The 12,386-nt window shown below is 60.8% G+C and carries 8 protein-coding genes; 3 read left to right on the plus strand and 5 right to left on the minus strand.

The window, feature by feature from the left end; genetic code table 11:
- Nucleotides 1-2: 2 nt before the first annotated feature.
- Both PDR5_RS23190 and PDR5_RS23195 read right to left on the minus strand, forming a co-directional pair.
- Complete coding sequence (locus PDR5_RS23190; protein ID WP_064599183.1) at nucleotides 3-1,328, minus strand: APC family permease; 1,326 nt, start codon at nucleotides 1,326-1,328, stop codon at nucleotides 3-5.
- 284 nt (nucleotides 1,329-1,612) lie between these two features.
- A complete protein-coding gene (locus PDR5_RS23195) occupies nucleotides 1,613-2,434 on the minus strand; it encodes a carbon-nitrogen hydrolase family protein (protein ID WP_064599185.1) in 822 nt (273 codons plus the stop codon).
- Nucleotides 2,435-2,559: 125 nt separating this feature from the next.
- On the opposite strand from PDR5_RS23195, the gene PDR5_RS23200 reads away from it, so the two are divergent.
- Nucleotides 2,560-3,360, plus strand: coding sequence for a helix-turn-helix transcriptional regulator (locus PDR5_RS23200; protein WP_064599188.1), 801 nt, complete (start codon nucleotides 2,560-2,562; stop codon nucleotides 3,358-3,360).
- Nucleotides 3,361-3,398: 38 nt separating this feature from the next.
- Nucleotides 3,399-5,018 carry an FMN-binding glutamate synthase family protein gene (locus PDR5_RS23205; RefSeq protein ID WP_064599190.1) on the plus strand — a complete coding sequence of 540 codons (1,620 nt, stop codon included), beginning with the start codon at nucleotides 3,399-3,401 and terminating at the stop codon, nucleotides 5,016-5,018.
- 37 nt (nucleotides 5,019-5,055) lie between these two features.
- On the opposite strand, the gene PDR5_RS23210 is transcribed toward PDR5_RS23205, so the two are convergent.
- From PDR5_RS23210 to PDR5_RS23220, 3 genes are all read right to left on the minus strand, one after another.
- Nucleotides 5,056-5,430, minus strand: a complete 375-nt coding sequence (locus PDR5_RS23210; RefSeq protein ID WP_064599191.1) for a GtrA family protein — start codon at nucleotides 5,428-5,430, stop codon at nucleotides 5,056-5,058.
- Between the two features lie 108 nt (nucleotides 5,431-5,538).
- Nucleotides 5,539-7,044 (minus strand): glucosyltransferase domain-containing protein, encoded by a 1,506-nt coding sequence (locus PDR5_RS23215; RefSeq protein WP_064599193.1) that lies wholly within the window; start codon nucleotides 7,042-7,044, stop codon nucleotides 5,539-5,541.
- Between the two features lie 170 nt (nucleotides 7,045-7,214).
- Nucleotides 7,215-8,636, minus strand: coding sequence for an amino acid permease (locus PDR5_RS23220; protein ID WP_011335773.1), 1,422 nt, complete (start codon nucleotides 8,634-8,636; stop codon nucleotides 7,215-7,217).
- A gap of 498 nt (nucleotides 8,637-9,134) precedes the next feature.
- Here PDR5_RS23220 and PDR5_RS23225 point away from each other — a divergent pair, with 498 nt between their 5' ends.
- On the plus strand, nucleotides 9,135-12,266 hold the full coding sequence (locus tag PDR5_RS23225; protein ID WP_064599195.1) for a transglycosylase domain-containing protein: 3,132 nt from the start codon (nucleotides 9,135-9,137) through the stop codon (nucleotides 12,264-12,266).
- The last annotated feature ends 120 nt before the right edge of the window (nucleotides 12,267-12,386 follow it).

A 12,386-nucleotide genomic window follows, 5' to 3' on the forward strand; every position in this document is an offset into this window, starting at 1 on the left:
GATCAGGCCGCTTCCTGAAAGTCCATCTCCGGTGGTTGGCGACGGAAGCCACCGGTCAGCACCGCCAGATACAGCACACCAATCGCCAGCCAACTCAGGCCCAGATACACCGCCAGGTGATCGAGGCTGACCATCAGCCACAAGTCCGCCAGCAGACCGATGAACGGGAAAACCAGGAACAGCACCAGTTCGCGCAGGCCTTTTTTCTCGCCGCCGATCCAGTAGTGAAAAATCACCGACAGATTGACCAGACTGAACGCCAGGAACGCGCCGAAGTTGATGAACGAGGTCGAGGTGGTCACGTCGAGTTTCAGCGCCAGCAACGCGACAACGGCGCACAGCAGGATGCTATTGACCGGCGTACCGAAGCGCTCGTGCAAAGTGCCGAAAAACGACTTCGGCAACACGCCGTCACGGCCCATCGCAAACAACAGCCGCGAACCGCTGGCCTGCGCCGACAGGCCCGAGGCGAACTGACCGACGATCAGGCCGATGAGGAAGATCGACACGAACATATCACCGCCGATGTTGCGCGCAATTTCGTAGGCCGCCGAGTCGACGCTGTCGAACTGGAACGACGGATGGGCGATCTGCACAAAATAAGAGACACCGACGAAAATCAGCCCGCCGATCAGGGTGATCAACATGATTGCCCGAGGGATGGTGCGGCGCGGATCGCGGGTTTCTTCGGTCAAGGTGCTGACCGCATCGAAGCCGAGGAACGAATAGCAGGCAATGGCCGCGCCGCTCATGATCAGCGGCATCTGCATGTCGCCGTTGAAGAACGGTTTGATCGACCACAGCGGCGTGCTGGCATCGCCGCCGACGTAATGCACGCACAGCGCGACGAAGGCGATCAGCACCAGGAACTGCACCAGCATCAGCAAGGCGTTGATGCCGTTGGCCAGTTTCAGGCCAATGATGTTGATCGCGCTGGTGATGCCGATGAATGCCAGTACCCAGATCCACTGCGGAATCGACGGGAACGCCGAAGCCAGGTAGGCGGCGCCGATCAGCCAGATCGCCATCGGCAGAAACAGATAATCGAGCAGCACCGCCCAACCGGCGATGAAGCCGAGTTTCGGGCTGATGGCCTTGCGCACGTAGCTGTAGGCCGAGCCGGCCACCGGAAACGCGGCGGCCATGTGCCCGTAACTCATGGCGGTGAAAAACATCGCCACCAGTGCCGCCAGATACGCGGCGGGCACCATGCCTGCAGTGGATTGGGCGAGGATGCCGAATGTGCCGAGGACAATGATCGGCGTCATGTAGGCGATGCCGAACAGCACCACCGACCCTAGCGAAAGGGTGCGTTGCAAACGAGCCATGGGCGACTTACTCCGGATTTTATTGGATTTATGGCAGAGGCCGAGTTCGGCGAATGTTTCGGGTGTTGCGTTGTTGTTTTTTGGGTAAGGCTTAAAGGTGCGTCAACGTCAAAATCCACCCCTCACCCCAGCCCTCTCCCCAGAGGGGAGAGGGGGAAAGGGAGCAGATCTCCATGCTTTTCAGATCCTGAGTTCGACTCGATTCCTCAGGTCGACGTACTTCGAATGAACACCTCGGTCGGTCCCCTCTCCCTCCGGGAGAGGGTTAGGGTGAGGGCTGGGGTTCAACGGTGTGGAATAAGCAACTCCCGAACACCGCCATCCCGCTCCACCACCTCCCCCGGCAACCTCAACCGCTGGTCATCCAGATACCGATAATCCTTGCGCGCCAGCTCCAGCTGAGCGAAATCCAGATCGACACTGAACCGCCCCTCCTCACGCCCGGCCTCGAACAGCAGCGTGCCCAGCGGATCCACCAGCGCACTGCCGCCGGCAAACATCAACCCGTCATCCCCGGCTTCCACCCGGTTGACCATCAACGCAAACGCCTGGTTTTCCTGGGCGCGGGCCATGATTGCGGTGCGGTGGGTCGGGCCGTACGGGTCCATGTTGCCGTTGGTCACGACCAGCAACTCCGCACCCAATTGCGCCAGGGCACGGGCCGACTCGGGGAACTCGATGTCGTAACAGATCAGCAAGCCGACCCGTACACCGTTCCACAGGCAGGTGGCGTAACGATCGCCGGCCTCGAACACACCACGATCGGAAGCCCAGAGATGGGTCTTGCGGTATTTCAGGGCGATGCCTTCGGGGGTGATCAGCAGCGTGGTGTTGTAGAAGCGGCCGTTGTCGTTCTCGGCCATGCCGATCACCACGGCGAGGTTGCGTTCGCGGGCGGCGGCCTGCACAGCGCTGACGGTCGGGCCGTCCAGCGGCTCGGCGATCTGCGCCACGGTGGCGGCGGTCGGGAAGCCCATCAGGTGGGTCTCGGGGAACACGATCAATTGCGTGTCGGCGGCGCAGGCCGCAATCGCCGCGAGGGCGCGTTCGAGGTTGTACGCCGTGTCTTTGTCACGGCCCGCCAGTTGGGCGAGTTCGACTTTCATGGGCAGTCCTTGTTATGGGCGCCGGGCGCCGAAAGATTGCCCGGCGGCTGTCTGTGGGCCAGTATGCTTCGCATTCGACCGGCCAGGGAATTACGCGGCCGGGGTAACCCGATAGGGGTAGAGGCATGACTCTTTCGTTTGACGACATCACCTGGCACCGCGCCGTCGGGCAGTTGATCGACGCCCTCGACAAGCCGAATTTCTGGGCGCAACTGGTGCGTCTGCTCGACCAGTACGTGCCATTCGATAGCTGGGTGGCGCTGCTGTTCAGCGCCGACCGCCACCCGCAGGTGTTCGCCGAATGCCCCGGCGCCGACGGCAGTCCCGATCAGCTGTTTCAGGATTACCTGCGCGGTCTGTACCTGCTCGACCCGTTCTACATCGCCTGCCGCGAGCAGTCGCGCACCGGGATGTATCGCCTGTCGGAGGTCGCGCCGGAGCACTTCGAACTGACCGAGTATTACCAGCGATACTTTCGTCTGAATGTGGTGGCCGACGAAATCCAGTTCAATTGCCAGCTCGAGGGCGACCGCACGCTGTGTCTGTCACTGGGCAGCCAGCAACGCTTCACCGGCGAGCAGATTGCCCTGTTGTCATTGATCCAGCCGTGGGTGCTCGGCCTGTTGCGCCAGCGCCTGCCCTATGAAATCAACGAAACCGTGGCATTGGCTCCGGCGCCTGCGCAACCGGACTGGCGGGTGCAGCTCGAAGCGTCGGTGCAGCAGCTCAAGGGCGCGCAACTGACCGCCCGGGAACTGGACGTCGGGCGCCTGATGCTCAGCGGTTGCTCCAGTAAAGAAATCGCCCGTAAGCTGGAAATTTCTGTTGAAACCGTGAAAGTCCATAAGAAACACATGTACAGCAAGCTGGGGATCAAATCCCAGTCGGAGCTGTTTTCGATCTTTCTGCAGGCGCAGAACGCCTGACTGCCGCAAAAAAAAACCGTCCGAACCAAGGAAACCGTATGAGCCTGTCACTCCTGAGCCGCTACGCCTTCTTTGCCGTCTGCGTGATGTTCACCCTCGCCAGCCTGCCCTTTCTCGAACACGACTGGCTGTGGCCGATCACCGCCGTCACTGGCGTATTGAGCCTGATCGGTCTGTTCGACCTGCTGCAAAGCCCACACGCGGTGCGCCGCAACTATCCGATCCTGGGCAATATCCGTTATCTGGTCGAAGGCATCCGCCCGGAGATCCGCCAGTACCTGCTGGAATCCGACAGCGACGCCCTGCCCTTCTCCCGCGCCCAGCGTTCGCTGGTGTACTCGCGGGCCAAGAATGAAACCGCCGACAAACCGTTCGGCACCCTGATCGACGTCTATCAGTCCGGCTTCGAATTCATCGGCCACTCGATGCGTCCGGCGCCGTTGAGCGACCCGAGCAGTTTCCGCGTCACCGTCGGTGGCCCGCAGTGCACCCAGCCGTACTCGGCGTCGGTGTTCAACATCTCGGCCATGAGTTTTGGCTCCCTCAGTGCCAACGCGATCCGCGCGCTGAACCAGGGTGCGAAACTCGGCAACTTCGCCCACGACACCGGCGAAGGCAGCATCAGCCCCTATCACCGCGAACATGGCGGCGACCTGACCTGGGAACTGGGCAGCGGCTATTTCGGCTGCCGCACCAGCGACGGCCGCTTCGACCCGGAACGCTTCGCCGCCCAGGCGCAGACCCCGCAAGTACGGATGATCGAAATCAAGATGAGCCAGGGCGCCAAACCCGGTCACGGCGGGATTCTGCCCAAACACAAAGTGACCCAGGAAATCGCCGACACCCGCGGCATCCTGATGGGCGAAGACTGCATCTCGCCGTCGCGCCACAGCGCGTTTTCCACGCCGATCGAAATGATGCATTTCATCCAGCAACTGCGTGAACTGTCCGGCGGCAAACCGGTGGGCTTCAAGTTCTGCCTCGGTCATCCGTGGGAGTTCATGGGCATCGCCAAGGCCATGCTGGAAACCGGCATCCTGCCGGACTTCATCGTGGTCGACGGCAAGGAAGGCGGGACCGGCGCCGCACCGGTGGAATTCACCGACCACATCGGCGTACCGATGCGCGAAGGTCTGCTGTTCGTGCACAACACGCTGGTCGGCCTGAATCTGCGGGACAAGATCAAACTCGGCGCCAGCGGCAAGATCGTCAGCGCCTTCGACATCGCCAGCGTGCTGGCCATCGGTGCCGACTGGGCCAACTCGGCGCGCGGCTTCATGTTCGCCATCGGCTGCATCCAGTCGCAAAGCTGCCACACCAACAAATGCCCGACCGGCGTCGCCACCCAGGACACCCTGCGCCAGCGCGCACTGGTAGTGCCGGACAAGGCTCAGCGGGTCTACAACTTCCACCGCAATACGCTCAAGGCCCTGGCGGAAATGCTCGCCGCCGCCGGCCTCGATCACCCGTCGCAACTGTCGGCCAAGCATTTGGTGCGGCGCATGTCAGCGACCGAAATCAAACTGTTCTCGCAGTTGCACGTGTTCCTGAAGCCAGGGGAATTGCTCACCGGGGAAGTGAACGGCGAGTTCTATTCGCGGATGTGGCAGATGGCGCGGGCGGACAGTTTTGAGCCGCAGGAAATCGCGGCGGCCTAATCAGTTTCGCAGCGCCAGTCGGGCCAGGCTGGCGCTTTCAGGTTCGAGAACGGCGAAACAATACAAATCGGAAAAAGCTGTATCCCAGCAACAGATCCAGCAGCGAAAACACCGACACCGTCACCAGTCCGGGCAGACTCCATGCATCGGCGATCACACCTGTGCCGTAACTCAACGCCCCCATCACGCTGATAAACATCAGGTACGCCAGCACCGACGTTCCGGTCTCGAACGTGTAGAGCGCGTTCATGTAAAACGCGAAGGATGCGGCGATGCAAAACGCAGCGAAGTTGCTTGCCGCCTGATCGAGCTGAACCGCACTGGTCAGTACGAAAAAAACCTGCCAGTGGACCAGCGTTGCGGCCAGGCCGATTGCCGTTTGTGCGGGAAATCCTTTCCACAAGATCCTCATCGTCAATCCTTGCTGTCACTGCAACGGGCGGGGCTTTCACGCTAGGGCAAGGTACGGGTGCGGTCTACTGTCAGAAATTACAGGTAGGCGCTGGTTTCTGACCAACGGTCACCATTGTAATAACCGCCCGTGGGGCGGCTCTTTCATGACGATGAAGCCGTAGTCGCCGATCAGGTAGAGGCGGTAATAGAGGCTGTCCAGCAAGGGTGGATAGCCCATCAGACCGGCGTGGGTCGCGTTGCGCCGCTCGCGTTCTGCGACCACGTTGGTGATACCGGCCGAGGCCAGGTTTTCGGCGAGCATGAAATAGTCGACGTTCAGCAGGTAGCGCAGCACCGGCAGCCGTTTGAACGTGCCCTGCGCCCCCGCGAGCCAGCGGTCGGAGTACGTCACCGAGATATAAATCCGTTTGGCTTCGCGCAGTTCGCGATGGGATGAGATGTCGTGGCTGAGGCTGTAGAGAGCACTGCTGGCGAAGGTTATTTCCATCGTCAGCACCCGGCCATAAGCAAAGGACAGTGACAGCGTGGCCAGGAGCGGAATCGCCAGCATCAGGGGTAATCGCTGATGCAACGGTGCCCACCCCAGATGGGCCAGATAGAACAGCGACATCAGCAATACGCCGAACCCCATCAAGGTGCGCGCGCCTTCGTTGAAATCGCGAAACAGCAGCGTCATGCCCGGCACCAGCAGCACAATCAGCGACCATGCCAGCAGGCAGCTGAAGCTCAGGAGCAAGTCCTTGGCGCGGGACATTTTGCGCTCACGAATATGCCGCCCCAATTGCACGGCGCCGAACACGGCGCACAGCACCAAAACAATAAAAACTACCGTGTACCCGCCGTGAAACAGCAGCGCAACCTTCTCCATCACCCGACCGATATTGACGCCGATCTGCAGCAACGGGTCAGCGCTCGCATTCAGCAATTGCGTGCGTCCGGCGTCAGTGAATGGATAAGCCGTGACGCTGTAGATCGACACTGCCAGCAGCAGTTGCGCCAGCCGCCAGCCCGACCGGTGCCAGAGTTCATCCCACGGCACTCGCCGGTGAACATTCCTGAGCAATTCCAGGCAGCACAACCCGAGAAACACATTCAGGCTGATCTGATACAACCCGATCGCCAGCGCCAGCAACACCGATGGCACCAGCCATCGCTGAATGCGTGAAGCGCCGCAAAAGGTGATTGCATAAATCACCGCGACCAGGCTCAGGGCCATGCCGGCGCCGTCGTATTGATAGGACAGGTTCTGCAACAGGAACGGGTTGTACCAGAGCGGCAACGGCACCAGACAACAGGCCAGCGTCGGTTCGGGAAAATAGTGGAAGGTCAGCCGGGTCAGAGCGAACGACATCGCTACGGTGGCGAGCAACAGCGGCAGTGGAAAAATATTCGGCGCAGCGCCGGTGAAGCTCAGCGCCTGATACAGCCAATCCATGAACAACCGCCCCTGCCCCGCCCAGGCGTTGCCGGCAGCGAGGGTGCGCCAGTTGTCGTCGATGTAGGGGAAATCGGCGAGGATCAGCGGCAGGATGTACAGCAGCGTGGCGAGCAGGAAGAACAGCACGACCTGACGGCGGCCGAGTTCTCTTACGAGAAAATCGCTGATCCTCATACCTGCGCCTCTGTTCACGGCTGCGCGGGAAACAACGTAGATAAACCTTCGAACATGACTCTGAATCAGAGGTCGTTTTTTGCGCTGATTTCAGACCAGCGGCATCAACTCACCCCCATGAAAAAGCCCCGGACTTTCGACCGGGGCTTTCAGGTTTCAGCGACAACGAATTACGAAGCCGAACGCATCGCGCCCTGTACCGAATCCTTCGGTTGCAGCTTGAACACGTAGAACAACACGGTCAGCAGCACCAGGAACGCCGGGCCTACATACAGCGCCACACGAGTATCCGGGAAGTACGCCATCAAGCCGACCACCAGCACCAGGAACGCCAGCGCCAGATACGAGCTGACCGGGAACAGCCACATCTTGTACTTCAGGCCCGCACGTTCGCTGGCGCTCAGGCCTTTGCGGAATTTGAGCTGGGCCAGCAGGATCATCACCCAGGTCCAGATCGCGCCGAAGGTGGCAATCGAGGTCACCCAGACGAAGACTTTTTCCGGCACCAGATAGTTGAGCAGCACGCCCAGCAGCAAGGCGAAGATCGACAGCAGCAACGCCCGACGCGGTACGCCGTTGCTCGAGGTGCGAGCGAATCCGGCCGGCGCCTGGCCGTTCTGCGCCAGGCTGTAGAGCATGCGCCCGGTGCTGAAAATGCCGCCGTTGCACGACGACAGTGCAGCGGTAATCACCACGAAGTTGATGATGCCGGCGGCGGTCTTGATGCCCAGACGCTCGAAGGTCATCACGAAGGGACTGCCCTGGGTGCCGATTTCGTTCCACGGGTAGATCGACAGGATCACGAACAGCGCGCCGACGTAGAACAGCAGGATCCGCCAGAACACCGAGCCGATTGCATTCGGGATGGTCTTCTGCGGGTTCTTCGCTTCACCGGCGGTCAGGCCGATCATTTCCACACCGAGGTAGGCGAACATCACCATCTGCAGGGACATCAGCACGCCCGTCACGCCGTTGGGCATGAAGCCGCCGTGGGCCCACAGGTTGGAAATCCCCAGCGCCACGCCGTCATTGCCGAAACCGAAGGCGATGATGCCGATGCCGCCGAGCACCATGGCGATGATGGTGACGATCTTGATCAGGGCGAACCAGAACTCGAATTCACCGAAGGCCTTCACCGCGATCAGGTTGATCGAGCCCATGCTGACCAGCGCCGCCAGCGCCCAGATCCAGCGCGGCACATCGGGAAACCAGATGCCCATGTACACCGCCACCGCGGTGATTTCGGCGACGCAGGTTACCAGCCACAGGAACCAGTAGTTCCAGCCGGTGAGAAAGCCCGCCAGCGGGCCGAGGTAATCCTGTGCATAGCGACTGAAAGAGCCGGCAACCGGGTTGTGCACGGCCATTTCGCCGAGGGCGCGCATGATCACCAGGATCGCCAGACCGCCGATGATGTACGAGAGCATGATCGCGGGGCCGGCCATTTCGATGGCCTTGGCCGAACCGAGAAACAGACCGACACCGATACAGGCGCCGAGCGCCATCAGGCGAATATGCCGTTCACCAAGTTCGCGTTTGAGCGGACCGCCTTGAGCGGTTTCGCCATGGGGCGGGTGATTGCCGACTGGCATGGGGGAGTTCCTCGTCTTGTTATTGGATGTGACCACCGAGTGTTCAGACGTCGGCCGATAAGCCTGCGCCTGAGGAAAACCGGCCCTTCTTCGTGGGCAGGACCGTCCCGCAGAAGCAACCTGCGGGATCAGCGGGGCGTGCAGTATAAAAAGCTTGCGACAGGTTTTTTCACTCTATAAGGCATCTGATTCAGACTTAAACCTCGTCTATTGCGAGGTTTACGAGACAAACCATCCTGCATTTCGAGGATTATTCACGGCGCAAATGGGCGCCGAGTATTGCACAGCAATGGTGCAACGTCATGCCGCGACCAAAGTCGCAGCTGCCTCAGGACCTCTCTGTTCCGGACTTTTCAGGCCTGCGATCACTTGCCGGAGGGTTGCAGCCGGATGTGCAGATTTGTTCAGGGTCCCGCCTTCACAATTTTTTCACCCGCGCCAACCACCGACTAAGCTTCAGACAAGTCCGATCAATCTGCGTGAATGGATCAATCGACTATGGGCGCTTTGTGGCAAACCGATTCGAGTGAAAAAGTGGTTCCGACTGAACGTGTGGATGAAGCGCCTTTACCTGAAAAACCCCGCCGCAACCGGCACGGGTGGAAGGCTTTCTGGCTCTTGGTGGTGATCATCGCGATTGTCGTGGGCCTGGCCGCGATGAAGGAAATGCGCACCTCGCGCTTTCAGTCCCGCGAGGTCAGCCAGTACGCCGCCAAACTCAAGTACGAATTGCAACCGGGGCCCAGCGAAGCGATCCGCTATCCGGGCAACGGGCCGTTCGACCTGCGCCTGGGCTACAGCTCGCTGGACGAGTTCCTGCCACGGCTGCTCAAGCGCAACTACGTGATCACCGAGCAGACGCGCTTCTCCCCGGCCCTGCTCAACTACACCGACAAGGGCCTGTTCGTGCCCTATTCCGAAAAGATCCAGGCCGGGCTGTCGATCACCGATTGCCGCGCAGCGCCGTTGTATCAGTACAACTATCCGCAGCAGCTGTACGCGAGTTTCGATTCGATTCCACCGGTGGTGGTCAACAGCCTGCTGTTCATCGAAAACCGTTTTCTGCTCGATCCAAAGCAACCGCTGGCCAACCCGGCGGTGGACTGGCCGCGCTTCGGCATGGCCGCGTGGTCGCAGGTCGCCAAGTTGCTGCACTTGCCAAGGCAGTCGGCCGGCGGCAGTACCCTGGCCACCCAGCTTGAGAAATACCGCCACTCGCCCGACGGGCTGACGGTGTCCGGTGCGGAGAAAATCCGCCAGATGATTTCCGCCAGCGTGCGCGCCTATCAGGGCGGCCCGGACACCTTGCCGGCGCGGCAGAACATCATTCGCGATTACCTCAACAGCGTGCCGCTGTCGGCGGTGCCGGGACATGGCGAAGTGCACGGCATGGCCGAGGGCCTGCGGGTCTGGTACGGCGCCGATTTCAACGAGGCCAACCGCAAACTCTCCAGCTCGGCGACCGATCCGCAGTCCATGGCGGACAAGGGCCTGGCCCTGCGCGAAATGCTCTCGCTGATGATCGCTCAGCGCCGTCCTTCGCATTACCTGACCAAGGGCCGCGAGGAACTGGTCGAACTGACAAACAGCCACCTGCGCCTGCTCAAACAGAACGGTGTGATCGACGCCGCCCTGGCCGATGCCGCGCTGGCCAGCACCATCAGCTATCGCGACTGGCAGACCCAGCCGACGATTCAACCGATCGAGACCAACAAGGGCATCAGTGTCGCCCGCAGCCGGTTGGCATCGATGCTCAACCGTCCGCTGTACGACCTTGACCGCCTCGACCTCTCCGCCACCAGCACCCTGCAAGGCGAGCTGCAAACCCAGGCCACCGCCTATCTGAAACGACTGGCTGACCCGGCCTATGCGACCGAAGTCGGCCTGATGGGCGAACGCCTGCTGACGCCCACCAGCACTACTCAGGTGCGTTACAGCTTCACCCTGTTCGAGCTGACCCCGGACGGTTCACGTGTGCGGGTGCAGACCGACAGCACCGATCAGCCGTTCGACATCAACGAAGGCAGCAAACTGGAGCTGGGCTCCACGGCGAAAATGCGGGTGCTGACCACCTACCTGCAAATCATCGCGGAGCTGCATGACAAATACGCCGCCATGAGCGTGCCGGAGCTGAAGAAAGTCGAGGTCCCTGAACAGGATCGCCTGAGCCGGTGGGTGGTCGATTACCTGATCCAGAACAAGGATCGCGATCTGTCGAAATTGCTCGGCGCAGCCCTTGATCGCAAATACTCGGCCAGTCCCGGCGAAGCTTTTTTTACCGGTGGCGGGCTGCACACGTTTCATAACTTTCGCAAGGAAGACAACGGCCGCCTGCCGACCCTGCGCGATGCCCTGCGCGAATCGATCAACCTGCCGTTCATTCGCCTGATGCGCGATCTGGTGCGCTACACCACCTACTCAGGCCCCAACAACAGCGCCGAGCTGCTCAAGGACGACCGCGACCCAAGACGTCAGGAATACCTCGCCTCGTTCGCCGATCGCGAGGGCACCTCGTTCCTGCTCAAGTTCTGGAAGAAGTACCGCAACAAGGACACCCAGGCCCGGCTCGATACCTTCCTCGACAGCATGCGCCCGACCCCGATCCGCATGGCCGCCGTGCACCGTTACCTGCTGCCCAACGCCAGCCAGGAGGACTTCAACACCTTTGTGCGCTCGCACCTCAAGGGCGTAAAAATTACCGAGAAACTCACCGACGAACGCCTGGAGCGGCTCTATCTGGCCTACGGCCCCGGCACCTACGACCTGCCGGATCAGGGCTTCATCGCCAAGGTTCACCCGCTGGACCTGTGGATGATCGGCTACCTGCTCAACCACCCCGATGCGACCTTCAAGGACATCGTCAAGGCCAGCCAGTTCGAGCGCCAGGAAGTCTACAGCTGGCTGTTCAAAAGCCGGCACAAGGGCGCACGTGACAGCCGCATCCGCACCATGCTGGAGATCGAAGCGTTCCTCGACATTCATCAGCGCTGGCAGAAAGTCGGCTACCCGTTCGATCACCTGGTGCCGTCGCTGGCCACCGCCATCGGCAGCTCCGGGGATCGCCCCGCCGCATTGGCCGAACTGATCGGCACCATCCTCAACGACGGTGTGCGCATGCCGACCCTGCGCATCGACAGCCTGCACTTTGCCGCTGGCACGCCTTACGAAACGAAACTGGTCAATGATCCTCATGTGGGCAAACGGGTGATGCCGTCCGAAGTCGCCACGGCGATGCGTGAAGCGCTGTCGCAAGTGGTGGACTCGGGAACCGCCAAACGTGTTTCCGGCAGTTTCAAACTGGCCGATGGAACACCGCTGACCATGGGCGGCAAGACCGGCACAGGCGACAACCGGATCGAAGCGATTGGCTCCGGAGGACGGATTCTCAGTTCGAAGTCGATCAACCGCACGGCGACCTTCGTGTTCTACATCGGCGACCACCATTTCGGCACGCTCACAGCGTTCGTTCCGGGGCGCTCGGCCGAGAACTTCAAATTCACCTCGGCCCTGCCGGTGCAAGTGCTCAAGGGCATGGCACCGATCCTGATGCCGTACCTGCAACCGGGCAGCGACTCGCAGTGCCTGCCCCCTGCAAACACAGCGGTGGCGGCACTGAGTACGGGCACTTGAAACGGATTCAAAGCCGGGGTGTTATTTATATGTTTTATACATATCAATATTCAATGGATCCGCGATAAACCCCAGCATTCCCAAACAGGCTTTTGAACTAATCATTCCGAGTCTTGAACG

It is taken from the genome of Pseudomonas sp. DR 5-09 (assembly GCF_001655595.1).
GTDB lineage: Bacteria > Pseudomonadota > Gammaproteobacteria > Pseudomonadales > Pseudomonadaceae > Aquipseudomonas > Aquipseudomonas pharyngis.